The following is a 24,646-nucleotide window of genomic DNA, read 5'->3' as shown; positions in this document are numbered from 1 at the left end:
CTACGGGATTTTAAGCCTGTGGAGAGGAAATGAGACCTAAGCAGTTTGTTCGGGCACACTCTATGAAGCAGGAATTTCTCATCATTCATACTCAATGGGTAAGAATGAGTAAGAAGAAAGGAACAGAAATATAATGAATTCCACAAAAATTGAAAATGAGCCATGCGCCATTCGTGCTTGGGCTGAAGGTAGAATGATTTACCTTGAATTAACAGATGGTCGTATCGCTGGCTTTCCAGCGGATCGTTTTAAGATTCTTAAAGAAGCTTCAGAGGCGGAATTAAAAAGGTGAGCATTGAGGTTAACGGCTATGCGCTTCGTTGGGAAGAATTAGATGAAGTCTTGACTGTTGAGGGTGTTGTTTTGGGAAGATTCCAACTTCCTCATATTGCAGGCTGCTTCATGCATCTGATGGTTATTCCTACAATACGACGTGCTAAGGTCCGGTGCATGGCTACTAAATTATTATAAGGAGGGCGGCAATTCCTTGCCGCATTTTATGAATTATAAAGAACTTTCCTTGCGAAAAGAAGAATTTTTTAAAAATCTTCTAAAGAATCAAATCGAGCTTTTGTGGGAAGAAATCGTTTTTCGAAGAGTAGTCAAAGATGGATTAGAAGAAGATCGAGCTATAGAAATAGCCAATGAACAAGTAGGAAAAACCGTAAAAGAAAGATTAGAAAACGCTCAAAATGGTAATCTTGATAGACTTCAAGGTTTTTTAGAGAAGCAAACTCAAAGTAGGCTTAAAAAATTAGTAAAAAGTCAAATAGCTATTATGCCGGAGGAAAGTGTTCTTCTTCCTTCTTTGGATATTATTTCAGATTCTGAAATAGATTATGGTGGCTCTTTTGATTTTGAAGAGTTCTCCTGCGAAAGAAATCCAGAAAATTGTCTTTTTGACGAGTACGCTTTTATAGTAGATTATTATAATTTTGATTTTTTAGAAAGAAAAGTTAAAAATTATGTATTGTCATTGCAACATAAGCCTTTGCTGCAACTTGACCACTCGTTTGATCCGCCCTTTGATAACTCAGGGCGTGTGATCGAAAGCAACTATTTGATTGATCTTAATGTTTTTACGAAAATTTGTGAGTTATATCCTCTTTACAATGGAAATAGCAGAGCTTCCTATCTTAGCGGCTGCGGGCTATTTTGGGATACTGTGAGAGAGGATTGTGAAGAAATTATTAATAGCTTTATATATGATTTGCACAATTTGACTAACAAGGAAACTTTAATAACGAGGTTAAAAGAGATAGACTATGACGATTTCAATGATCAAACAGAGGACGATAGAGAAGATGTCATAAAAGAATTTATTTGTGAAAGTGCTCTTGATCATTATTTGCTTGTTAAATTTGGCAAAATGTCGATTAGTAGCTTCTGCTTTTTATAGTTTTATAAAAACCAACAAGAAAACCCCTAAATCTTTAGCTTCGGGGATGAATTGAGCAACATGCCTTCGGTTGAGGGCAGTAGAGTTTTTGGGGATCAATTTCCAACTGACGGACGGTGGCATGGACTGCTGATGCCGGTGCAAGAAATGTTGCGGTAAACCATTTGGCAGCATGCAGTTCGGTAATGAGACGCTATTGTTCTTTAAAGATGGGAGACTGTTGCAATTTTTTATCTGATTGTAAATAAGAATCTTGCCCAATTCAAGAGCAAACAAAAGGTTGAACGTGACTGATATCCCATATACCCCTGAAGATCTTATAATGCTGGCCGCATACGTTCTATTTGCGCTGGTGTGTTCGTTCCTGTGTTCCGTTGCCGAGGCGGTATTGTTAAGCATCACGCCTTCTTACATCGAAGGATTGGAGGAGCGAAACCCAAAACATGCGGCACGTTTACGCAAACTGAAAAAGGATAAAGTGGATCAATCCCTTTCCGCCATTCTGACCTTGAACACCATTGCCCATACAATGGGCGCCATCGGCGCAGGCGCCAAAGCCACCGTAGTGTTCGGTGACGCCTGGTTCGGTCTCTTTTCAGCGATCATGACACTGATGATTCTCTTTCTTTCTGAAATCGTTCCCAAAACCATTGGCGCGGTTTACTGGTCCATCCTTGAGGTTCCAACCGCGCGGTTTATTCAATCCCTGATTGTGATCCTCTATCCCGTGGTCTGGATTTCCGAAAAACTGACGGCCTTCATATCCCGTAAAAAAATTATCAATAATTCCAGCCGTGATGAGCTGATCGCCATGGCCTCCCTGGGGGTAAAAACCGGACAAATTCACAGTAAAGAATCTATAATTATTAGAAGTCTACTTCGATTCGAATCACTGAAGCCATCGGATATCATGACCCCGAGAACCGTAATTTTTGCGCTGCCTGAAGATATGAAAATCAAAGAGGCATGGCCCATTATCAGTCAAAAGCCCTTTTCACGAATTCCCATTTATTCAGATAGCGTGGACTGCATTACCGGATTTATTCTCAAAAACGACGTATCAATCCGCTCGACACAAAATTACGTAGTCCCCCAACAAAATCAAGGGGAAAAAGAGAGCAAGGATACCCAAACATCAATATCTGCAAAAGATTTTGAAAACGACAATCCATTATTTTCAACCGAAGACCCCCTGAACGTTTTAAAACGAGAGATACTCGTTGTGCCGGAATCCATATCCATGACCTCTCTTTTTGAACAATCCTTAAAAAATCGCCACCATATTACCATTGTTGTAAATGAGCATGGCAGCACCGAAGGTCTGGTGACCCTGGAAGATTTGATTGAAAGCATTATCGGCATGGAGATCGTTGATGAAACAGACTATGTGGAAGATATGCGCATCCTGGCAAGAAAACGATGGATCGAACGTGCCAAAACAATGGGAATCAAAGACGCTTCGATCTAAGGCCCATAATCAGATTTAGATTGACCACATCTATATGAAATGATATAGAAAATGGTTTTTTGTCTTAAGCTGGACAATAAGCATAACTATTTTATCCTTGCTCCGGGTCATATTAAGGTTGCTCCGGGGCTTTATAGCCACAAGGAGGAAAAATGAGGAAGTACGAAACCGTATTTATTTCTGATCCGGATATGTCGGATCAGGCGCGTGAAGAGTTGCTCGAACGAGTCAAAAGTATCATTGACAGGGAAAAAGGTATTCTTCTGGACATTGATGAATGGGGCTTAAAGAAATTGTCCTATGAGATCAAAAAGAAACTGCGCGGGTACTATGTATGCCTGACTTACGGCGGAACCGGAGCGCTTGTCACAGAGCTTGAAAGAAATTTCCGCTTAAGTGATTTTATCATGAAGTTTATGACCATCCTTATCACGGAACACGTGACTGAAGAATCTCTTAAACAAGAAGCGGAAGAGGCCAAAGCAGCCACCCAGGAAGAAGCAGCTCAGGAAGAAGAAGCGGCGTCCCAGGAAGCAGAGGAAGCATCCACGGAAGAAAAAAATGATACGGCTGAAGAAGATGCACAAGAGACTGAAGCTGAACCGACATCTGAACCTGCCGAAGAATCCAAGGAATAATTCAAGTACAAAGGAGATCAAGTATGTATAAAGGTCATAGAGGCGGCGGAAAAAACAGATTCTATCAGCGCCGCAAAATCTGCAGGTTCTGCGTGGACAGCTCCATGGAAATTGACTATAAAAATCCCAAAGCACTAAAGCAGTTCATTACTGAACGGGGCAAAATTATTCCCCGCCGTATCACAGGGACCTGTGCCAAACACCAGCGCAAACTGACAGTGGCCATCAAGCAGGCCCGACAGATTGCACTTCTGCCATTTGTGGGTCGCCCCTTAAATTAAAACTTGATAGTCGAGTAAAACAAAAAAGGGTTTCACAGGTTTCTGGGATATGCCGTTATCCATCACACACCCGGTTTTTATCAGGGAAACGTTGACAGGCATTATTTTCTGTCTGTTAATTTATGGTGTGGTGTTTGCATTCCCCCTGCTTGGCGTATTTGTTCTTCTGTTTCTGCCCTTGCCGGTTCTTTTTTACCGGCTTAAAATCGGCAGAAACAGCGGGCTGCTGATTGCCGGGGTAAGCTTTTTTATACTCGTACTCATGGCCAAAGGCGTGGCTTTGGACACACTTTACTTTGGACTGCTTCTGGCGACCGGTATGGTTTTAGGAGAATGTCTTGAGCGGCATATGAGTATTCAAAAAACCATGGGACTGGCCTCTTTGATCGGGGCAGGCGTTGTGTTTACAGCGCTGATGGTTTACACCATCGGCCAGGAACGGACATTATCCGCCCTAATGACGGATTACATGAATCAGTCTGTAAGTATTGCCAGGCAGCTTTATCCTGAAATCGGAATGGATCAGGATATGATCCAGACGCTGATATCATCCATGATGATTGTCATGCCGAGCATGTTCATGATTTCTTTTATGACAACCCTATGGTTAAACATTCTGATTATCAAAAAGCTTTTAAAACTTAAGGGCATCACGATTAAAAGCATTGAACACTTAAATCTTTATAAGGCGCCGGAGATGCTGGTCTGGGCAGTTATCGGATGTGCAACGGCGTTGATGATTCCCTCTGATCCTGTGAAAATCTTTGGCATCAACTGCCTGATTGTTTTAATGCTTGTTTATTTTTTTCAAGGAATTGCAGTTGTCTCCTTTTTTTTTCAGCAAAAAAACACGCCCATGGCGCTGAAAGGATTTTGTTATTTTCTTATTGCCGTACAGGTGTACGTTTTAATCCTTGTTATTGGTCTTGGTTTTTTTGACAACTGGATTGATTTCAGGAAACTTTCTGCATCACGAAAATAAAATATATGCCGGACCGTAAAACAGCGGCCGGATTGGAGGTTTACAATGAAAGTAATATTAAAGGAAACCATCGACACGTTGGGTATTGCAGGTACCGAGTGCAAGGTGGCGGAAGGCTATGGACGCAATTATCTGCTGCCCCAGGGCAAAGCGGTTCTTGCCACTCCCGCCAATCGCAAGGTTATGGAACAGGCCCGGGCTAAGCTTGAACTTCAGATTGCCAAAGAAAAGAAGATTGCCGAAGAGATGGCAGCAAAAGTCAAAGAAGTTGCGATCACAATCAAGGCCAAAGTCCGCGAAGAAGTTCATCTTTACGGGTCTGTAACCTCCCATGACATCAAAGAGGCGCTGGATGCGCAGAATGTTGACGTTGAACGCCGATCCATTTTGCTTGCTGAACCGATCAAGGAGACCGGTGAATACAAGGTTCCCATCCGTTTATATAAGGATGTTGAGCCGGAAATCACTGTGACGGTTGCAGCAGAAGACAAACAGGAAAAATAGTTTCGACAAATGCCTGCAGACCTATATAATCCAAATGCCTGCAGGCATTTTTTAAAGGTCAGTGATGGCAAAAAAAGAATCCGTTAAATCAGATCATCTGCTTAACCGCACCCCACCCCATGATACCGATGCCGAGGCCTCACTGTTATCTGCCATCTTTATCAATAATGACACCTTGCTTGATATTATTGAAATCCTCAAACCCGATGATTTTTATAAAGGGGCGCATAAAAAAATTTTCAGGGCCATTACTGAACTTGCCGGAAAAGAGGAACCTGCCGACCTTGTGACCGTTGCCAATCAACTGAATGAAACAGATGAACTGGAAGGGGTTGGCGGACCGGCTTTTCTTGCGGCTATATCCGATGCCGCACCGGTGGCGGTCAATGCCGTGCATTATGCCGGGATCGTGCGTGAAAAAGCCACGCTGCGTGAGCTTATCAATACATGTTCGGCAACCATTGAGCGCTGTCTTGAAGACAAAGGCGATTTTAAAGACATACTTGATGAGTCCCAGGCATCCGTTTTGAAAATTGCCGATCGTCAGTCCGGCAGTTCTTTTAGGCCCCTGTCAGAGCTCATCAACCTGAATATTGATCAGTTAGAAGAACTCCAGGGCAAAGAAGGCGGACTTGCAGGACTTTCAACCGGATATCCAAGGCTTGACAGAATTACATCCGGGCTCCAGCGGTCGGATCTTATTATCCTGGCTGCCCGCCCCTCCATGGGAAAAACCGCTTTTGCCCTGAATATTGCCAGAAATGTCGCGTTTCACTACCGTAAACCCGTGGCGGTATTTTCCCTGGAAATGTCCAAAGAACAATTATCCATGCGGCTGTTAACATCCGAAGCCCGGGTGGATGCCAACCGGTTGCGCAGTGGGGTCTTCAGCCCCGAAGACTGGCAGAATTTTACGGATGCTGCGGGTATTCTCAATGAAATCCCCATTTTCATTGATGATACGCCGTCCATATCGGTTATGGACCTTCGGGCCAAAGCCAGGAAACTGTTCCAGAAAAACAAAGACATTGGATTGGTGGTCATTGATTACCTGCAGTTAATGAAATCATCCATCCATTCCGACCGAAGGGATCTTGAGATTGCCGATATTTCAAGGGCTTTAAAATCCCTTGCCAAAGAACTTAAGATTCCGGTTCTCGCATTATCCCAGCTCAACCGTGCCCTTGAACAGCGTTCGGACAAACGGCCCATGATGTCTGATTTGCGCGAATCAGGCGCCATTGAACAGGACGCGGATATTATCTCATTTATTTACCGGGACGAAGTCTACAATAAAGAGCCGGACAATCCCAAAAAAGGGACGGCGGAAATCATTGTTGCCAAGAATCGGAACGGCAGCGTTGGTACCGCACATATGGTATTCAACGGCCAGTACACCCGGTTCGAGGAACTGGCCCCCGAAGCGTATCAGGGTTTTAAATGAAACGAATTGTCTACGGCACCCTTGACGGGCTGAGCAAAGCCCAGATCAACCGGATCGAAAATCTTTACAACGTCAAATCACCGCCGGAATATATCCTTTCCCGGGAGGCCGCCATGGAGATTGCCGGCATCAGCCGGGACATCCGCCGCCAGGTCGGTCTTCTTCTGGATCGAAACGGAAAAGTCATCTGTGTGATTGCAGGCGAACCCCACCGCATCGTCATTCCGGTCACACCGGATTTCCAGCCCGGCCCGGGCCGGCTTAAGGGGTTGCGCTGCATCCATACGCATCTTTCCCACGAGAGCTTGACACGGGATGATCTCACCGACCTTGCCCTTTTACGCCTGGATTATATCACGGCCATCTGCCTGAATGCCGATGGAACGCCCGGCCCTGTATACTCCGCGCATATTCTGCCCGATCCCGAAGCAGAGCCTTACAGCGTCCTTCCCGGCACATCCATTGACCATCTGGATATAGACTGCCAGGCGCAAATTCTTGAACTTGAATCGGAACTTTCCCGGCACAACCGCCGGCACAGACCGGAAACCGGGCGGGAGAATGCCTTTTTGATCAATGCGGCAACCCAGGATATCAGTTCTGCACACATTTCAATGGATGAACTCAAGGAATTGTGCAAGACAAGCCGGATCAACGTGGTGGGCACGGCCATCCAGCAAAGGAAAAAAATTGACCCTAAATTTGTGGTGGGCAAAGGCAAATTATCTGAACTGATTATCAAGGCCATTCAGAATTATGCCACAATGCTTGTATTTGACCGGGAACTGAGTCCCTCCCAGATACGCTCCATTACTGATTTTGTGGAAATGAAGGTCATTGACCGCACCCAGCTGATACTGGATATTTTTGCCAAGCAGGCCAAATCCAGTGAAGGGAAATATCAGGTGGAACTGGCCCAGCTTGAATATATGCTGCCCCGCCTGATCACAAAAAATACGGCCATGTCCAGGCTGACAGGTGGAATCGGCGGCAGGGGCCCCGGGGAAACCAAGCTTGAGGTGAACCGCCGTCGGGCCCGGGAGCGTATCACCCGATTGAAAAAAGAAATTAAGAAAATCCGCAAACAGCGCACCCAGCAAAAAGCAAGGCGAAAAAGAAGGGCCTTGCCGGTCATCTCCATTGTGGGGTATACCAATGCCGGTAAATCAACATTGCTCAATACCTTGACCCAGAGCCGCATTATCGCCGCAAACCGGCTGTTTGCCACCCTGGACCCCTCCTCACGCAGGCTGAGGTTCCCCCGGGATAAGGAAGTTATCATTACAGATACCGTGGGCTTTATCCAGAACCTGCCCAAGGAGCTTTTAGAAGCATTTCACGCCACGTTGGAGGAACTTGAGCAGGCAGATGTTATTCTCCATGTTATTGACATTTCAAACCCCAGGTACATGCAGCAAAAAGAGACCGTGGACCAGTTGCTCAAATCTTTGAACCTGGATAAAATCCCCATGCTTTATGTATTCAATAAAATGGACCGGGTTGATTTGGACAATTTTGATTCCCCCTGGCTTTTAAACCAGGGAATTTTGATTTCAGCACATAAAAAATCAAGTCTTACCCCTTTGGTTGAAAAACTTGAAGCCATGGTGTAAAGTCAATATAAAACTTGATCATTGAGTAAAAACCACTTACCTTGGAATTTCATATGGAAATACAATTAGACCGGTTAATGGAAGAAGAAAATATTAATATTAAAGAAGACTCAATGGACATTCCGGACTGCTTTGGGGAATTTGATAAAAACTGCCGGCTCTGTTTTGATTATTGCGCAATATCCATAAAATGCTGCATTATGCAGTCCCGTCACCCTAAAATTGATATCCTGGAAAAACTATTAATCTACAATAATTACACCGCAAAACCCAATTGATTGTTTTTTTTTACTTAAAACTTACCTGATTCCAATTTTTTGATCAGATACCTGATCTGCTCGTAACGTTGACCTTTTTGTTTTATTTCCTTTTCAACCGCATTGACGGAATAGAGCGCGGTTGCATGGTAACGTTTAAAACTGGCACCAATTTTCTTAATGGGCTGGTCCGTATATTTATTTGATAGAAACATTGCCACTTGGCGGGGTTTGACAATACGGTGTTTTCTGGATTTAGACTCAAGCTCCTGTTCGGAAACATCAAATGCTTCACAGACCAGTTTTTTGATCAGGTCAATGGTTATGTGTTTTCGCGTCCCGGTCATCTTTTCAAGCACATGCCTGGCAAGCTCAATGTCGATGTTCCGTTTCATCAGCTGTCCCCTGGTAACAACGCTCAAAAGCGCACTTTCAAGCTGGCGGACATCATCACACGCTTCCTGGGCAATATATTCGGTGACAGGGGTGGGTAAAACACACTGAATGGCCTTGGATTTCTTATTTAAAATCTTTACCCGGGTGCCGAAATCGGGGGCCTTGATCTCCGTAACGACCCCCATATTCAGCCTGGATTTCAGATTTTCATTTAATTTGGGAATCTCGTCAGGCCGTTCGCAGCCTGAAAAAATAATTTTCTTATCCGCATCAATCAGATAGTCCAGGGTCATGGCAAGCTCTTTCTGGGTGGCGGACTTTCCGGTCAGAAAATGGACATCTTCCAGGATCAGCACATCACATTTAAGACGGTATTTTTCCTTAAACCGGTCAATACTATTATTTCTCAAGGCATAAATCATTTCATTGGTAAAATCTTCAGCCGTGACATAAAAAACCTGCTGCCCCCCGTCGTGGGTCAGCATATGATGGCCCACGGCCTGGGACAGATGGCTTTTGCCAAGACCTGTCTTGCCCAGAAGAAAAAGCACGCCGGTCCCGTTAAGCTTCCCCTGGGCCAGATACAAAGAGGCTGTATATGCAAAACTGGAATTGTCCCCGACAACAAAATCATCAAATGTAAAGTTTTTTTTAAGCATACGCCCGCAATTATCGGGTGTCATACCGGGCAGTTGTGGATGAAATTTCGATGGAACACCGAGTGCCGAAGGCAACACTCCGGTTGTTTTTTGTGTTCGGCTTTTTTGAGTCCGGCCCGGATCCGAATTTATTTGCCCGGATTTTATTTTTTTGGGGCCTACCTTGAATTCAATGCGGACTTTTTGGCCTAAACGCAGAAACCCTTCTTCGAAATACCCCAGATAATTTTCTTTGAGCCGTTTGACATAGAAGTCATTGGGAACAGACAGGACAATAGTTTCAGCATCATAAGCGGACAACATCACCGGTTCAATCCACATGCGGTAACAATGGTCTGGAACTAATTCTTTAATATGTAATTTGACTTCTTTTAACAACGAATCCATTAAAAATTATACAGCCTTCCAAACAATACAAAGTAAAGCCGCTAATACAAAGCAAAGCGGCTCAAGGAGTTTGACATTAACAGTGGTTATAGTGAATGTAGTATGTTGAGCTACTTTTTATGCGAATTTGATTTATTGGTCAAATGAAATAAAGATGGTTAGGTCTCCGTTAGAAAAATGTTTGGTATATTTTTTCAAAAACCTGTTTTTATTGTATATTTTTCGTGAAACAAATAAAATTCGTTCTAATTACAATGGGTTCGACAAATCCCTATTTTCTAAAGATATTTTCTAAAAAATGAATTATTCATAAAGAATACATATTTTTTTTCCTTCGATTTTTAACGATTTCCTTTGAATTTCTCTAAATTAAACAAAAATCAAAAAAAATGATCAACCCTAAAACTTATAAGGGTTTCACAAATACGCCCTTAAATTGTATTTCTTGATCATCAACTATTTACACCTTGTTGAGTCAATAGTATATTTTGAATTTAACATATAAATAAGGGCAACGTATAATTATGACAGACCGGCCTGTTCTTGGCATAACCATGGGAGATCCTTCAGGTATCGGCCCTGAAATAGTGGTCAAAAGCCTTGCTGACCCTGAAATTACAAATATTTGCACCCCTGTTGTTTTAGGTGATTTAGAAATTCTTAAGAAAGCTGATATTGATTCGCAAGTCCTTTCAGAATTAGTGGCAACAGACGATTTAAATTGCGACTTTTCTAATTTTTCCAAGGGGTTTGTACTCCGGCTTTCCAATCTGAACCCGGATGTTACTAAGCTTGGGCATCCCACCCCGGAGACCGGAAACGCCATGGAAACTTATATCAATACCGGGGTGGATCTTGCGCTGTCCGGCGCCATTGATGCCTTGGTCACAGCCCCCATTACCAAAACAGGTCTGAAACTGGCCGGGTCTTCCTTTCATGGTCATACCGAGTTGATTGCACATAAAACCGGCACCGCCAATTTTGCCATGATGATGGCGGGACCGCGCCTGAAAGTGGTTTTAACGACCATTCATATCCCCTTATCCCAGGTGCCGGAACAACTAAGCAGCCGGGAAATAGCAAGAATCATCAACCTGACCCGGGACACCCTGATCACAAGATTCGGCATTGTCCGTCCCAGGCTTGCCGTGGCAGGCTTGAATCCCCATGCAGGCGAACAGGGCATGTTCGGTAACGAGGAAACGGATATCATTTTACCGGCAGTAATCAAGGCCCGGGAACAAGGGGTACACATCACAGATCCTTTACCCCCGGATACCGTTTTTTTTAATGCGCTTGAAGGGCGCTTTGACGCCGTCATCTGCATGTACCACGACCAGGGGCTGATTCCGTTCAAGCTCGTACATTTCAGGGACGGCGTAAACACCACCATCGGGCTTCCCATTATACGCACATCCGTGGATCATGGTACCGCCTATGACATTGCCTGGACCGGGAAAGCAGATCCCACAAGCATGAAAGAGGCCATTAAAATGGCGGCGGCCCAGGCGGTGAATCAAAAAAAGTATGGCAATCGCAATGGCAGATGATCAAGTCTTTTATGTGCTTGATGGATCTATTTAACATGCGTCACAAGCGTTCTCCACCATACAGGATCCGTCCACCAAGCAGGCAAAAGCGATTTTTTCCGCCTGACTGCGCCGTTTGGCGGATACCATTTCACAATCAGGTAAAGATTGTATAAACGGATGATCAGGCCCGGGAATGGCAGAGAGCCCTTCCCCTTCCACCTTTCCGGTTTTTCCTGAAATCAGTTCAGCATCCTGGCCATTGGTGATCACCACAAAAGGGATCTGGTAATCAAAAATCAGCCGGGACAATGCCAGGGTCGGCAGACGCCGGGTCACAAGGGAGCCCGGGGCATAATTGATCATCATGACAGCACGTTGATTGCGGTAAACGATAAAATCAGCCTTTACAACCGCACTGCGCCCAGTGGTGTTGATGGTTATCTCCCGCCCTGCCTCAATATCTGATTTATCAAATCCCAGATCGGTCATGAGATGCCGGGCAATTTGCTGGCGGTACCTTTCATCATGGGTGTCCGGAATGGTTTTGCCACTTAAAAAATCAACAAGTTCACCTAGAATCAGATGATGGGAATTTTCACTCATAACGTCCCCTTTAATTTTAATTAAGTTATTGACCTTATATGCAGAAAAACATTATTTATGCCATAAAAATTTTATAAAAAAGGGGGTATCCGTATGCTGGATTTTCTTCCCTCCCCGATCAAGGGAGTGCTTTCATTTATTGGATATTTAATAAATACGCTTTGTTTGAGTGTGCCTCTGGTTTTAACCGCCATGTTAAAATTTGTGATACCGTTTAAAAAGGGCGTTGTATTACTGGACAAAATACTTATTGGCATTGCAACCCTGTGGATCAGCATCAACGGCATGAATTCCGACCTGTTCAACAGGATAGACTGGCAGGTAAACGGATTAAGCCGGCTGAAAAAAAAGGGCTGGTATCTTGTTATATCCAATCACCAGTCTTGGGTAGACATCCTGGTATTGCAAAAAATATTTAACCGCAAAATCCCCATGCTGAAGTTTTTCTTGAAAAAAGAATTGATCTGGGTTCCTTTTCTGGGGCTTGCCTGGTGGGCGCTGGATTTTCCATTTATGAAACGGTATTCAAAAAAATTTCTGGAAGCCAATCCCCACCTGAAGGGAAAGGATCTTGAACGTACCCACAAGGCGTGTGAAAAATTCAAGCAGACCCCGGTGTCGGTGATGAATTTTGTGGAGGGCACCCGGTTTACCCCGGAAAAACATGAACACCAAAACTCACCCTTTGATTGGCTTCTTTTACCCAGGGCCGGCGGTATTGCCTTTGTGCTGGACTCCATGGGCGAATACCTCCACAATATTGTTAATGTCACCATTGCCTATCCGGGCGGGGTGCCGACCTTCTGGGATTACATTTCAGGCAACACCCAAAAAATCATTGTAGACGTGGATGTATTCCCTGTGGGAGAACAGATGATCGGTGATTATTTTAATAATGATGGATATAAACAACAATTCCGTGACTGGCTTAATCAAATCTGGCAGGAAAAGGACAAAAAACTGAATGAACTGCTTCTAACCAGTTTGTAACTTAATTCTCATATATTACGAACATCACAATAGTTAAACTAAAAGTTTAATCCCTGTTACTCGATCATCGAGTATTAACCTTAAAAAAGAGGACATACACCAATGAGGAAAATTGCAAAAAAATTGATAAGATATTGTATTATAGGCGGGACATCCTGTTTTATATGTACATCCGGTCCGCCGGCATGGGCGGATGTCACGATGAATCTTCCGGAAAAAATAGCCATTGTCGCTGAAAACGGCAAAAACACAAAAATTAATAAAAAAATTGCTCTGCCTGATGGAGACAATCAGATCGTAATCCAGTTTCAGGGCGAGCTAAGCCGGAAACATGCAGATGAAGATGCCGATTTTGAAAACTCGGATGCCTTTGTGATTCGATTCAACGCTTCAAACCAAGCGTTAAGAATGGTCATTCCCCGGATCAAACGTCTGCTTGAGCTGGAAAAATGGAACAAAAAACCGGACATCCGCATACTTGATTCGGCCGGCAGGGAGCTTGATATCCAAATTGCTCGGCTGAAAATAGATGGGTTTCAGATTTTTAGAAATTACGAAACAGAACTTGAAGCCTTCAATAAAACCGATTCTCCAGCAGCGCTTAATACGTTATCTACTGTATCCGGAGATTACGTTCCAAACACTGTACCGGTACCCGCCGTAAGCCCGAAGCATCGATCCCAGCCCCAGGGCAAAACCGACATGGCCGAAGATATGCTGGAATACTGGTACCAGCAGGCGGATGAGGAAACCAAGGCACGCTTTAAACAGCGGATCAACAAAAAATAAACCAGGAACAATAAGGGCCCTTTCCAAACAGAAAGGGCCCAAAATAAAACCAACTTTTTCTAATCTTTAAAACTTCATCTAGAATTTAATCCGCATACCGACCAAATATCCGATCTCGGAATCATCTTCGTCAGTATCACCGATTTCAGCAAAAAGTCTGACATTTTTGGCGGCGGGGAACTTATAGATTGCATTAAAATACCAGCCGTTTATATCATCAACGTCGTCGTCGTCAAAGGTTTCCAGAACATAACCGGCACCAAAGGTAACTGCTTCAACGGGAACGGCAACGGCAACATTAAAAATGCCGACATCTCCATCTTCACCGAAAACATCCTCTGCATCTGTTGCACTGTAGTCTACCCCAAAGGAGGCAAATCCTGCGTCATAACCAGCCTGAATACCCCAGATGTTATAATCTTCGTCTGAACCATAAGGTTCCATATTCTGGAAAGCGACACCCGCAGAAAAATTTTCAATATCCAACGCCACAAAAATATCAAAGAACTCACCGTTATCATGACTTTTTTCACTGTCCGCCTCGAGTTCATAGGCCGCCACGACAGTAACCATATCTGCAAATTCGGTCTCAATTTTGATCAAGTCATCGCCATCGACGGCACCATATTCATCAAAGCAGTCGTCGGCAACAACGGTTTCCTTGGTTCCCTGAACACCGAATTCGTCGCCTGCGGAGGTGGTCTCACCCACCATTAATTTAAAATCATTGAATTTAATGCCGAGGTAGGCTTCTTCCAGATGCGGTCCATCGTCTTCGTCAGACTTGTCAGCAGCATTTTTAAACCCAAAATCCAATTCACCAAATGCGGTCAGGTTGTCATTGATTTTATAGGCGGCATAGTTCTTAATCTCAAGGTCATCATATTCCACATCAAAATCCTCATCGTCGCCGATCTCTTTGCGGAACTGAATTTGCCAATCCCCTCCAATTTTGTAAGTAAAGTTGTCCTTTTTAAAAACTGTTGCCGCTTGCGCAGAACCTGCCACAGCAAGAAATGCTGCCAGAACCACACCAATTACCAATTTTTTCATCTTTTTTTCTCCAAAATTTACGTCACAGGTACTTCTTTTAATTTTACCTGTGCAAATTAATAAAACTGCCAAAGGCAGTATTCCTTTTTGTACCAATGCACTATTGGCACACCAGGAAATAAAACAAAAAATCGTTAAGTTTTGTTTAGTTTTATGTAAAATTTTGGATAGATTATCTTTAAGATTTGATTAGATTTGTGTTTTAGGGACATGGATTAGGGCTTATGCCCACAAACGGAACACACCAAAAGTGTTTAAAAACAACAGGCGACGCTGAACGAACAGCAACAGCAACAATTTTACCGGGCTCGGGCCGCCATTGGGAAAACTGCCACATGGGATCGGCCTGGCCGGTATCACTGAACGTAATTTGAATTTCAGTTTCATTTGCATTAAAGGAAAAACTGTTTAACGGTATGCTTAAGCCCTTGCCAACCGCCTTGATATAGGCCTCTTTCAGGGTCCAGATATCAAAAAACAGCTTTCTTTTTTCAGCGCCTGGTGCCTTTGAAACAAGTGCTGCTTCAAAAGAAGAAAAAAATCGATCGGCAATGGAAAGATCTGTGTGTCGACCCAGATCCTCCACATCCACGCCCACGGCAGCATTACGGCACAGGGCGCAGACTGCCGCACCATGGCTGTGGGAAAGATTGAAATGAATTTTCGGGAATCCAACAAGAAAGGGTTTGCCGTGTTCATTGGTTGAAAAACAAAGGGATTGCGGTTCCTGTCGGGTCACCTCGGCGATCAAATACCGCACCAGGGCCCTGGACACCAGACTGAGGTGCCGATCTGATTGTTTCAGGTAGCGATCCGACTTCCGGAGCTCAGCAGGAGCAAGACAGGCCCTGTATTGTTTCAAAAGGCAGGGATCAGATATCCGGGCTGCCCGGGTGTAAAACACATGGATCTGACCGGACTCCGGAAAGTAAGGGGTTATCATGCCGATATCAGGCTGCTGTTTCCTCCCCTGCCAAATCTTTTTCAAGCCCCATGGCCCGGCCCAGCAATTGAGTAAGAAGTATGGCGGGAATGGGGGGTGTTGATCCGGATTTGAGGATAAGGTCCCGGCCGTATTCATATTGCATGTGGCAATAATTACACGCCGTGCAGATGATATCGGCCCCTTCCTGTTCTGCTGTTTCATATTTATTCAGGATAAACCCCCGGGCAAGCGTGCTGTTTTTGTCCAACAGGGGGTTGCCGCAGCATTCCAGACGTTTGGACCAGTTTACGGTTTCTGCCCCGGTCAGTGTAATAATCCGTTCAAATATGGTCGGTGCATTGGGGTGCTCATCGAACCCGGTGGTGGTTGAGGGGCGCAGCGCATGACAGCCATAACTTGCCGCCACTTTTATCCCGTTAAGGGGATGGGCCATGCTTCGCTGGATAATGCCCGTATCCACTTCCCGATCCAGGAGGGTCAGCATATGATGAACCTTGACGCCCCCGCCATAGTGAAGCCCTTCCTTCTCCAGTATCCGGTTGATCATGACGCGTTTTTCAGAATTATTTTGAAAATAATATTCTGCCTGTTTAAGGGCGCCGAAACAGCACTTGCACAGGGTCAGTACAGGCAGGTAACGGGCCTGGGCAATGGCCAGGTTCCGTATGGACAGCAAAAGAAAGGCATCCGGATTTTTTTCCTTAGCCGGGTATCCGCAACAGCCAAACTCAAGTTCTTCCACCTTAACATTGAGCCTGGATAAAACCGCTTTGGCCGACTTGGCGTGCTGAGGAATGTCAAATCCGGTTCTGCATCCTGAAAATAGCGCGTATTTCATATTCCAAATTCCTGTTGATGTACCATATTTCTAAGTTGATAAAAAATATCCGTAATCCTGACGCCCTGGGGACAATTTTCCTGGCATTTATAACAGGTCAGGCAGTTCCAGATAATGGAGGCATCCTTTGCAATATCGGTTTGCCCCAGAATAAGGGCATGGATAACCTGATGAGGTGCTGATCCGAATTCCCGTATTTCGTCTGTAATACCGACTACCGGACATGTACTGGTACAGGTCAGACAGGTATAGCATTGTGAAAATGCACCTGCCTGGAGGGATTTTTTCAAGGACTCAACCACCGGGTTTTTACCGGCCTTGAGTACCACTGGGGCTTTGGATCCAACTTTTTGAGACTGCTTTTTTCTGCAAAGTTCCCTTATCCGGATAACGGGATCCGGAAGAAATTCCTCCGCCAATTGGTCTCTGGTTTCCTTCCAGATATCCTGCAGGTTCATTCCGGCACTACAGACCTGGGAACATTTGTTGCACATGGTGCAAAGAAAACTGCCCTGGGAAAAGGCATCCCTTGATTCCTTATCCATTGGCCGGCCCCATGCCGACTCCCGGATGCGGATTACACGTTCCGAGGGAAACACCCATGGGTTGTCAAAAATTTCATATAAAGGGCCCACGGCACAATGGCTGGTGCAGGTGCCGCACTGGATGCAGGCGGAAAGGTCAAAGACCCGGCGGGTGGCCTTGTTCTCATTGCGTTTTATTTGTTGTCCTGCAAGCCCCGAAACAATAAGGCTTATCGGGGTTGTCAGAATATGCCGGAATTTACTGAAAGGCAGATAGGCCAAAGCGAAAAAACAGCTTAAAAAATGGATGTTCAGTAATAATAGATCCAGACGGTTTCTGTTGAAAAAACCGGCAACAGGTTTCATGGCAATGGAGACAGGATAGGATACAAAGGCCCATCTTGGGTTGGCATGGCAGGCCGCACAATTGTCTTCATTGACCATCCATCCAAGTTCCATAAGTTCCGGGGTGACCGGGATGGGTTCCCCGGGGAAATAGACATTAAATTCTTCCTGCCATACGGCTTTAAGTGCCGGGAGTTCCTCATCATAATCCATGAAGCCGTATTCCGCCACCATCTCATCAAACACACCGGAAGAGATGATTTTAGCGGCTTCCAAACCAAAACCGGATATCATGATAACTGCAATCAGGACGATTGCCAGGTAATCGGGGCGCTTGCTGATCTGTTTCAAACGAAAATGAGTTTTCCTGCGATATATAGCAATGGCTATGCCGCCCATCACCATGACCCCGGCCATATTCCGAAGGGCCATGAATGGATTCAGGGTGGACATGTAATTTGAGAAAATCACTTCACTGACATAGCCTTCAAGGGCATGGAAAAACAATAACCCAAAAAATCCCCAGTAGATACAGATGTGCATAAACCACTTCAGGGAATCCTGACGCATCAGCGGCAATTGAAGCACAACATCCAGAATAATCGTCTTAAAAAGATGAAACATCCGGACAGGTGAAATCAGTATGTCCAAGAGGCCCAATAAAAAAGCCTTTACTCGGTCTGCTGTGGTAAATTCGGCCCGGTCCGGTCCGATGTTCAGCCGGAAAAATCCAATGATCCTGTAAATGATTCCGATGAGGAATACTGTCGACGCAATAAAAAGACTCCAGGTATAAAGCACTGTTCCAATCCAATCTAAAATTGTCAAAATGCAAAACCAAAAAAGTTTTTTTTTATTGTAATTAATCCGATATGTCAAACCTATTTTTTATAGGAATTCTAAAATATACAGTCAGCCACCGAAATTACAATATATCAGGGCATGCTTGAACTGGAATGCGGGTTTTGAAAAATCAGTGTAAAAACGGTACCTTTCCCGGGAATGGATTCAAAATCAATCATGCCGTCATAGGTGTCAACAATCCGGTGAATAATTGAAAGTCCAAGTCCCGTCCCATCACTTTTAGTGGTGAAAAACGGATCAAAAATATGGGGGGCCTTTTTTTTGTCAATGCCCAAACCGGTATCCTGAATGGTCAGATAAATGCGTTTGTGTCTGGGCGAATACAATGAAATTGTAATTTTGCCTTTCCCTTCAATGGATTCAGCTGCGTTTTTAATCAGATTCCATAAAATCTGCTGCAGATGCACCGTATCCATGAACACATACAGATCCCTTTCAAGCCGGGTAACAATATTGATTCTGTCATGCCAGTCCGGTGTATTGTCGAACAGGGTTTTTACATCATCAATTGCCTTGGAAAAATCAATCAATTCGGCATTGGTCCGGCCCGGTTTTGAAATCAGTCGAATATCGGTCACGATCTGTCTGAGGCGATCGGTTTCCCTTAAAATAATCTGCATCAGTTTGTCATTTTCCCCTGTTGGTGTCATGTCTTCTCTTAACATTTGTATGGAGCCTGACAAGGAGGCCAGAGGGTTTTTAATCTCATGGGCAATGCCTGATACAATTTCATCCACAGCCGCCATTTTTTCCACACGCTTTAAATGTTCCTGGGCAATTTTAAGATCTTTTTTAGCTGTTTTAAGCTGTAAAGAGAGAATACCGCTTAATGCTGCTGTGGCAAAAAAAGCTGAAATGGTAATCACAACCCGGTACAGGATCTGTTGCTGATCCACCACCAGGGCAAGGGCCTGGTTTTCCGACAAAGGGGTAATGATTTTAAGATACTCAAACTGAATAAGAAAACCATATTGAAAACTTGATGCCAACGCCACGGAAAAACTGCCCTGGGCAAACAGCAGCATGGCAGCATAAATGATCACCAAAAGATATAAAAATGTAAAAATACTATGGTAACACCCGGTGACAAAAACAATGGCCGTGACGATAAACGTATCAATAACAACCTGGGTATAGGCAAGGATATGCAGATATTTCTTTTGGCAAAGCCAGGCAAAATAAATTAGAGACAGACCAAGGATGGTGCCGGAAATCTTGTAAAGGGACAGAAAGGATTGGTCCCTTTGCCCGGTCAGGTCGGTATCGGAAAAAAACAGGGTGGAAAATATCAGTACCAGGGCAAATACAGCCCGGGCCAGAACAAGCCACTTGATCTGAATATACAGTTCCCGGGTGCGCCGGAATAAAAAATCAGGGCTATCCAACTGCGCCGGCCATTGAAAAAATCGGCAGGTACATGGCAATAACAAGACCGCCGACCACAACACCTAAAAATACAAGCATGAACGGCTCGATCATATCCGTCAGATTTTTTACGGCCTGGTCCACTTCATCATCATAAAAATCCGCTATTTTGGTCATCATGACATCCAGGGCACCTGTGGATTCACCCACGGCGATCATTGAGCAGACCATGGATGGAAACACCCCGCTTTCCAGCAAAGGATCTGCCATGGACCGGCCTTCGGAAATGCCGACCTTGACATCTGATATGGCAAATTCAACAATTTTATTACCAGCGGTTTTACCCACAATATCCAGGGCCTCAAGAATAGATACCCCGGATGAAATCATGGTCGCTGTGGTGCGGGTAAATTTTGCCACAGCCACCTTTCGGATCAAAATACCGATGACCGGCAGACGTAGAAACATGTCATCAAGAAAAATCCGGCCCTTTTTTGATTTATATGTTTGTCTGAAAAGAAAAACGGCACCAATCAATCCCAGGATCATCCACCCGATATGCCCCACCACAAAATTGCTTAGCCCCACAACCAGCAGGGTAGGGGCAGGCAAGGCCGATCCCATGTCGGCAAACATTTTTTCAAATACCGGTATTACAAAGACAAGGATAACACCGACCACAACAACTGCTACCGCCAGGGTAATGGCCGGATATGTCATGGCCCCCTTGACCTGCTTTTTGAGTTTTGCCATTTTTTCGGCATAGGCTGATAACCGCTGTAAAATGACATCAAGAATACCACCGGCCTCCCCGGCGGAAATCATGTTGACAAAAAGTTCGTTAAACGTTTTGGGATATTTTTTCAGTGCATCGGCAAAGGTCTCACCGGATTCAACGGATTCTTTAATATGCTTAAGCTGCTTTTTAAATGTGGGATTTTCCTGCTGAGAATACAGAATCTCCAAGCACTGCAGAAGAGGCAGACCCGCATCAATCATGGTGGAAAACTGTCGTGCAAAAATGATGACGTCGCTCTCTTTTACTTTAGGCTGAAGAAAGGAGATATTCTCAAACAGGTCTTTGGGCTTTTTCCTGACTCTTGTCGGGGTTATTTTGCGACGTTCCAGGCTGGTTCTCACCTGTTCCGGCGTTTCAGCTTCCATCTCCCCTTTGATTTTTCTACCTTTGGGGTTCTTGCCCTTCCATTCGTAAGTGACTGCCATGATCATTCCTTCATATTTTTAAGATGTAAATCCTGGGGTTTGTCGGAACATTGTAAATTCAATAAAAATATACTATATAAATTTGCAAAGTGCATTTCAACAGGAGTTATTCAGTGCCCCCAAAAAAACAGGAAAATTCTCCCAAAACAGTCATAACCAGCCATGTAAATTCTGATTTTGATGCCATTGGGGCTATGCTTGCCGCACAAAAATTGTACCCGGAAAGTGTGATTCTCTTCCCCGGTTCCCAGGAAAAAAATCTAAGGGATTTTTTCATTCACTCCATGGGATATCTGTTTAATATGGCAAATCCGGATACGATTAACTTTTCCGAAACCCAGCGGCTGGTTATTGTTGATACCCGGCAGAAAAGCCGCTTGTCCGGTGTTAAGCCGCTCCTGGAAAAACCGGATCTGATCATTGACATTTACGATCACCATCCCTCTTTTCCAGACGAAATTAAGGGCACCTATAACCTGTCAAAACCCTATGGCGCCACCACCACCATCATGTGTGAACTTTTGCGTGAAAAAAAAATCAGCATCAATAGTGATGAAGCCACGGTAATGGCACTTGGCATTTACGAGGATACCGGCAACTTTACCTATACCTCTACCACCCGGGCGGATTTCGAACAGGCAGGCTTTCTGATCTCATGTGGCGCATGCCTGTCCACCATTTCAAGCCTGGTGGTCAAAGAGATGAAAACCGAACAGGTTACCTGGCTGAATGAATTGATCAATGAAATGACAACCATTGCCGTTAACGGCATCCAGGTCCATCTATCCGCCATTGCAGCATCCTATTATATTCCGGACCTTGCCTCCATTGTACAGAAGATTGTCAGAATGGAAAATCTGGATTGTTTTTTTGCTCTGGTACTCATGGGGGCCAAGGTATATGTCATTGCCAGAAACCGTCTGCATGAGATGGATGTGGGTAAGATACTGGGGTCTCTTGGAGGGGGAGGCCATTCTTATGCGGCATCTGCCAAAGTGGAAAACCAGACTCTTCCCCAGGTTGAAACCCGTTTGATAAAGCTTATCGAACAACAGATCAGACACGTACGTGTGGCAAAAAAACTAATGTCCAGCCCGGCCATCACCATCACCACGGATCAATCGTGCCTGGAGGCGGCGCAAAAGATGATCCGGTACAATATTAATACCCTGCTGGTTCTTGATTCACAAACACTTGAATACTTAGGGTATATCACCCGCCATGTCGCCCAAAAAACAGTACATCATAAACTTGGGGATCAGCCTGTTATTGATTATTTTGAACCTGGCGGCCAAAGTGTCAGCCTCTCCTGTGACCTGGCTGGCATTGAACAAAAAATTATTGATTTAAAACAGCGGGTCGTTCCGGTAATGGAGAATCGGATTATTTCCGGGGTTATCACACGTACCGACCTTTTAAATTTTCTGGTGGAACATAACCGGGAGGTTGTCCAAAGTGAAAAAACAGATATCTCTGACCTGAAACCCCGGACAAAATATGTCGGCAATCTCCTGAAGAGCCGTTTGAACACGCGTATACGCACATTGCTTTCCGACATTGGCAATGCCGGAGACACGCTTGGTATGGAAATTTTTGTGGTGGGTGGTTTTGTCCGGGACCTGATGCTCGAACGCCCCATTGAAGATGTGGATGTGGTGGTGGAGGGAGACGGCATTGTTTTTGCCCGTTATTTTTCTTCAATACATCATTGCAGATTCCACCAACACCGCAAATTCAACACAGCCGTCATCATTTTTGAGGACGGATTTAAGGTTGACGTGGCCTCAGCCCGGCTCGAATATTATGCAACCCCCGCGGCACTGCCCGTGGTGGAAAACTCTTCCATCAAGATGGACCTTGCCAGAAGGGATTTTACCATCAACACCCTGGCCATTTCCTTGAACGCGGAAAGCTTTGGCACGCTCATTGACTATTTTGGCGGTGTCAGGGATATTAAGGATAAAATTATACGGATTATTCATAACCTGAGCTTTATTGAAGACCCCACCCGGATTTTCAGGGCCATCAAATTCTCCAACCGGTTCGGGTTCAGGATTGGAAAAGTGACTGCCAATCTTATCAAAAACGCCTTAAATGTCGGTGCGGTTAAACATTTAAGCGGATTGCGGGTGCTTTCGGAACTCAAACAAATTTTTTCAGAAGACAATCCCTTGCCTGCAGTGCAGACCATGGCGGATTACGGTATAGACAAAGTGATTCATCATGACCTGAAATTAACCGATACCACCTGCGCTTTGTTTAGGTCCGTAGGTAAAACCCTGGCATGGCATGACCTGTTGTATTCAGATGATGTTTATCCAAGATGGTCGGTTTATTTCATGGCCTGGCTTCACGGATACTCGTTTACGGTGAGTACCCAGATCGCGGACAGGCTGATGTTCCCCATAAAGGAGAAAGAATTGCTGCTTGAGCAGCGTATTAAGGCCGCACAACAAATCCGGCTTATTGAAAAAAAACACCCCGTCTCAAATCAGCAGATGTACCGGTGGCTGATCCATTTTAAAACCGAATGCCTTTTGTTTATGCTGGCATTGACTAAAAAAGAATCGGTGCGCAAAGCCATCTCCCATTTTTATACACACCAGCGAAAGACCCAACCGTTGATCGGAGGTAAAGATCTTAAATCCCTGGGTATAACACCGGGACCGGTTTACAGCACGATTCTCAATAAAATCATTGACGAAAAGCTAGATGGTAAATTGAATACCATGGAAGAAGAAATTAAATTTGCAAAAGAGTATGCCTTTGAAAATAAGTTGATTTGACCGGATATTTAAATCATTACCACCCAGAACCCATAACCCAGTACCCAGCACCCAGCACCCAATACAGGACACTATTTCCCCCTGTTCTGGATAACCAGGCCGCCGACAATCAGCACAAGCCCAACAAAGGAAGATCGTCTGATATCTTCTCCCACCAGAACATGGATGAAAACAAGTGAGAGAAAAGGGGACAAAAAAATGAGGTTGGCGATTTTTGCCGTTGCTTGGTATTATAAAGTTTCATATAAAATATAGCATAAAATAGTTGACAATAGATTGAAATGTGTTTAACATATACTTATGAAATTAAGTGTCTGGGCAAAAAAACAGGGCATAGCTTATCGGACTGCATGGGAACATTTTAGAACAGGTAAAATCCCCAATGCGTATAAACTCGCATCTGGTACTATTATTGTGCCGGACGAAAAACAAATCCCCAAAACCGAATTTGTCGTTACCTATGCCAGAGTAAGTTCCTCTGTAAATAAATCCAGTCTTGAAAGCCAATCGCAGCGCCTAATCGACTTCTGCAACGCTAAAGGTTGGCAAACACATCTCAATGTCAAAGAAATCGGTTCAGGTCTAAACGATAAGCGTAAAAAACTTGAAGATGTCCTGGCTAAAGGCCGAGCTACGAAATTAGTAGTAGAACACAAAGACAGGTTAGCGCGTTTCGGTGTTAATTATATCGAAATTTTATGTAACCATATCGGATGTGAATTAGTCGTTTTAAATCAGACTCTAAACGATAAAGAAGAT

The 24,646-nt window shown here is 44.4% G+C and carries 23 protein-coding genes; 15 read left to right on the top strand and 8 right to left on the bottom strand.

Annotation, left to right across the window (positions count from 1 at the left end; all coding sequences use genetic code 11):
- Positions 1–133: 133 nt before the first annotated feature.
- The 10 genes from HXW94_RS19285 (at position 134) to HXW94_RS14740 (ending at position 8,607) form a co-directional block, all read left to right on the top strand.
- Entirely contained in the window at positions 134–292 is a 159-nt protein-coding gene (locus HXW94_RS19285) for a DUF2442 domain-containing protein (protein WP_218576737.1), read from the top strand.
- A 195-nt stretch (positions 293–487) separates the two neighbouring features.
- Complete coding sequence (locus HXW94_RS14780) at positions 488–1,399, top strand: hypothetical protein (RefSeq protein WP_178367669.1); 912 nt, start codon at positions 488–490, stop codon at positions 1,397–1,399.
- A 286-nt stretch (positions 1,400–1,685) separates the two neighbouring features.
- Positions 1,686–2,867, top strand: coding sequence for a CNNM domain-containing protein (locus HXW94_RS14775; RefSeq protein WP_178367668.1), 1,182 nt, complete (start codon positions 1,686–1,688; stop codon positions 2,865–2,867).
- Between the two features lie 152 nt (positions 2,868–3,019).
- Complete coding sequence (gene rpsF / locus HXW94_RS14770) at positions 3,020–3,505, top strand: 30S ribosomal protein S6 (RefSeq protein WP_178367667.1); 486 nt, start codon at positions 3,020–3,022, stop codon at positions 3,503–3,505.
- 23 nt (positions 3,506–3,528) lie between these two features.
- Positions 3,529–3,786, top strand: a complete 258-nt coding sequence (gene rpsR, locus HXW94_RS14765) for a 30S ribosomal protein S18 (RefSeq protein ID WP_178367666.1) — start codon at positions 3,529–3,531, stop codon at positions 3,784–3,786.
- A 49-nt stretch (positions 3,787–3,835) separates the two neighbouring features.
- Positions 3,836–4,768, top strand: coding sequence for a DUF2232 domain-containing protein (locus HXW94_RS14760; RefSeq protein WP_178367665.1), 933 nt, complete (start codon positions 3,836–3,838; stop codon positions 4,766–4,768).
- A 45-nt stretch (positions 4,769–4,813) separates the two neighbouring features.
- Positions 4,814–5,272 (top strand): 50S ribosomal protein L9, encoded by a 459-nt coding sequence (gene rplI, locus HXW94_RS14755; RefSeq protein WP_178367664.1) that lies wholly within the window; start codon positions 4,814–4,816, stop codon positions 5,270–5,272.
- Between the two features lie 64 nt (positions 5,273–5,336).
- A complete protein-coding gene (dnaB, locus tag HXW94_RS14750; protein ID WP_178367663.1) occupies positions 5,337–6,716 on the top strand; it encodes a replicative DNA helicase in 1,380 nt (459 codons plus the stop codon).
- A complete protein-coding gene (gene hflX, locus HXW94_RS14745; protein WP_178367662.1) occupies positions 6,713–8,329 on the top strand; it encodes a GTPase HflX in 1,617 nt (538 codons plus the stop codon). The genes dnaB and hflX overlap by 4 nt, the downstream gene beginning before the upstream one ends.
- Before the next feature lie 53 nt (positions 8,330–8,382).
- Positions 8,383–8,607, top strand: coding sequence for a hypothetical protein (locus HXW94_RS14740; protein WP_178367661.1), 225 nt, complete (start codon positions 8,383–8,385; stop codon positions 8,605–8,607).
- A 14-nt stretch (positions 8,608–8,621) separates the two neighbouring features.
- Here the strand turns inward: HXW94_RS14740 and dnaA are convergent, their stop codons facing one another.
- A complete protein-coding gene (gene dnaA / locus HXW94_RS14735) occupies positions 8,622–10,028 on the bottom strand; it encodes a chromosomal replication initiator protein DnaA (RefSeq protein WP_178367660.1) in 1,407 nt (468 codons plus the stop codon).
- Between the two features lie 524 nt (positions 10,029–10,552).
- Between dnaA and pdxA the strand changes: the two genes are divergently transcribed.
- The gene (gene pdxA, locus HXW94_RS14730; RefSeq protein ID WP_178367659.1) at positions 10,553–11,578 is read left to right on the top strand and encodes a 4-hydroxythreonine-4-phosphate dehydrogenase PdxA; all 1,026 of its coding nucleotides are present in this window, start codon (positions 10,553–10,555) and stop codon (positions 11,576–11,578) included.
- Positions 11,579–11,608: 30 nt separating this feature from the next.
- On the opposite strand, the gene HXW94_RS14725 is transcribed toward pdxA, so the two are convergent.
- A complete protein-coding gene (locus HXW94_RS14725; RefSeq protein ID WP_178367658.1) occupies positions 11,609–12,163 on the bottom strand; it encodes a type I restriction enzyme HsdR N-terminal domain-containing protein in 555 nt (184 codons plus the stop codon).
- 93 nt (positions 12,164–12,256) lie between these two features.
- On the opposite strand from HXW94_RS14725, the gene HXW94_RS14720 reads away from it, so the two are divergent.
- Both HXW94_RS14720 and HXW94_RS14715 read left to right on the top strand, forming a co-directional pair.
- Positions 12,257–13,153 (top strand): acyltransferase, encoded by an 897-nt coding sequence (locus HXW94_RS14720; protein ID WP_178367657.1) that lies wholly within the window; start codon positions 12,257–12,259, stop codon positions 13,151–13,153.
- Between the two features lie 102 nt (positions 13,154–13,255).
- Positions 13,256–13,942 (top strand): YccT family protein, encoded by a 687-nt coding sequence (locus HXW94_RS14715; protein ID WP_178367656.1) that lies wholly within the window; start codon positions 13,256–13,258, stop codon positions 13,940–13,942.
- A 78-nt stretch (positions 13,943–14,020) separates the two neighbouring features.
- On the opposite strand, the gene HXW94_RS14710 is transcribed toward HXW94_RS14715, so the two are convergent.
- The 6 genes from HXW94_RS14710 to HXW94_RS14685 form a co-directional block, all read right to left on the bottom strand.
- On the bottom strand, positions 14,021–14,995 hold the full coding sequence (locus HXW94_RS14710) for a porin (RefSeq protein ID WP_178367655.1): 975 nt from the start codon (positions 14,993–14,995) through the stop codon (positions 14,021–14,023).
- Between the two features lie 202 nt (positions 14,996–15,197).
- Complete coding sequence (locus HXW94_RS14705) at positions 15,198–15,938, bottom strand: 4'-phosphopantetheinyl transferase family protein (protein WP_178367654.1); 741 nt, start codon at positions 15,936–15,938, stop codon at positions 15,198–15,200.
- 7 nt (positions 15,939–15,945) lie between these two features.
- The gene (locus HXW94_RS14700) at positions 15,946–16,779 is read right to left on the bottom strand and encodes a CoB--CoM heterodisulfide reductase iron-sulfur subunit B family protein (RefSeq protein WP_178367653.1); all 834 of its coding nucleotides are present in this window, start codon (positions 16,777–16,779) and stop codon (positions 15,946–15,948) included.
- Positions 16,776–18,476 carry a 4Fe-4S dicluster domain-containing protein gene (locus tag HXW94_RS14695; RefSeq protein WP_218576736.1) on the bottom strand — a complete coding sequence of 567 codons (1,701 nt, stop codon included), beginning with the start codon at positions 18,474–18,476 and terminating at the stop codon, positions 16,776–16,778. The genes HXW94_RS14700 and HXW94_RS14695 overlap by 4 nt, the downstream gene beginning before the upstream one ends.
- Before the next feature lie 107 nt (positions 18,477–18,583).
- Positions 18,584–19,897: a two-component system sensor histidine kinase NtrB gene (locus tag HXW94_RS14690; RefSeq protein ID WP_246294076.1), complete on the bottom strand. Its 1,314-nt coding sequence runs from the start codon at positions 19,895–19,897 to the stop codon at positions 18,584–18,586.
- Positions 19,890–21,101 (bottom strand): type II secretion system F family protein, encoded by a 1,212-nt coding sequence (locus HXW94_RS14685; protein ID WP_178367651.1) that lies wholly within the window; start codon positions 21,099–21,101, stop codon positions 19,890–19,892. The genes HXW94_RS14690 and HXW94_RS14685 overlap by 8 nt, the downstream gene beginning before the upstream one ends.
- Positions 21,102–21,214: 113 nt before the next feature.
- On the opposite strand from HXW94_RS14685, the gene HXW94_RS14680 reads away from it, so the two are divergent.
- Complete coding sequence (locus HXW94_RS14680) at positions 21,215–23,887, top strand: CBS domain-containing protein (RefSeq protein WP_178367650.1); 2,673 nt, start codon at positions 21,215–21,217, stop codon at positions 23,885–23,887.
- A 300-nt stretch (positions 23,888–24,187) separates the two neighbouring features.
- Positions 24,188–24,646, top strand: a 459-nt coding sequence (locus tag HXW94_RS14675; protein ID WP_178367649.1) for an IS607 family transposase, incomplete at its 3' end; no start/stop codon positions are given.

Source organism: Desulfobacter latus, assembly GCF_013389365.1.
Taxonomy (GTDB): Bacteria; Desulfobacterota; Desulfobacteria; order Desulfobacterales; family Desulfobacteraceae; genus Desulfobacter; species Desulfobacter latus.
This window is presented reverse-complemented; position numbering and strand designations above follow the sequence as displayed.

Bases quoted from the DNA above. Each gene is read 5' to 3' on its own strand.
- HXW94_RS19285 (WP_218576737.1), top strand. From the start codon at position 134: ATGAATTCCACAAAAATTGAAAATGAGCCATGCGCCATTCGTGCTTGG.
- rpsF (WP_178367667.1), top strand. From the start codon at position 3,020: ATGAGGAAGTACGAAACCGTATTTATTTCTGATCCGGATATGTCGGAT.
- rpsR (WP_178367666.1), top strand. From the start codon at position 3,529: ATGTATAAAGGTCATAGAGGCGGCGGAAAAAACAGATTCTATCAGCGC.
- HXW94_RS14760 (WP_178367665.1), top strand. From the start codon at position 3,836: ATGCCGTTATCCATCACACACCCGGTTTTTATCAGGGAAACGTTGACA.
- rplI (WP_178367664.1), top strand. From the start codon at position 4,814: ATGAAAGTAATATTAAAGGAAACCATCGACACGTTGGGTATTGCAGGT.
- dnaB (WP_178367663.1), top strand. From the start codon at position 5,337: ATGGCAAAAAAAGAATCCGTTAAATCAGATCATCTGCTTAACCGCACC.
- hflX (WP_178367662.1), top strand. From the start codon at position 6,713: ATGAAACGAATTGTCTACGGCACCCTTGACGGGCTGAGCAAAGCCCAG.
- HXW94_RS14740 (WP_178367661.1), top strand. From the start codon at position 8,383: ATGGAAATACAATTAGACCGGTTAATGGAAGAAGAAAATATTAATATT.
- dnaA (WP_178367660.1), bottom strand. From the start codon at position 10,028: ATGGATTCGTTGTTAAAAGAAGTCAAATTACATATTAAAGAATTAGTT.
- pdxA (WP_178367659.1), top strand. From the start codon at position 10,553: ATGACAGACCGGCCTGTTCTTGGCATAACCATGGGAGATCCTTCAGGT.
- HXW94_RS14725 (WP_178367658.1), bottom strand. From the start codon at position 12,163: ATGAGTGAAAATTCCCATCATCTGATTCTAGGTGAACTTGTTGATTTT.
- HXW94_RS14720 (WP_178367657.1), top strand. From the start codon at position 12,257: ATGCTGGATTTTCTTCCCTCCCCGATCAAGGGAGTGCTTTCATTTATT.
- HXW94_RS14715 (WP_178367656.1), top strand. From the start codon at position 13,256: ATGAGGAAAATTGCAAAAAAATTGATAAGATATTGTATTATAGGCGGG.
- HXW94_RS14710 (WP_178367655.1), bottom strand. From the start codon at position 14,995: ATGAAAAAATTGGTAATTGGTGTGGTTCTGGCAGCATTTCTTGCTGTG.
- HXW94_RS14705 (WP_178367654.1), bottom strand. From the start codon at position 15,938: ATGATAACCCCTTACTTTCCGGAGTCCGGTCAGATCCATGTGTTTTAC.
- HXW94_RS14700 (WP_178367653.1), bottom strand. From the start codon at position 16,779: ATGAAATACGCGCTATTTTCAGGATGCAGAACCGGATTTGACATTCCT.
- HXW94_RS14685 (WP_178367651.1), bottom strand. From the start codon at position 21,101: ATGGCAGTCACTTACGAATGGAAGGGCAAGAACCCCAAAGGTAGAAAA.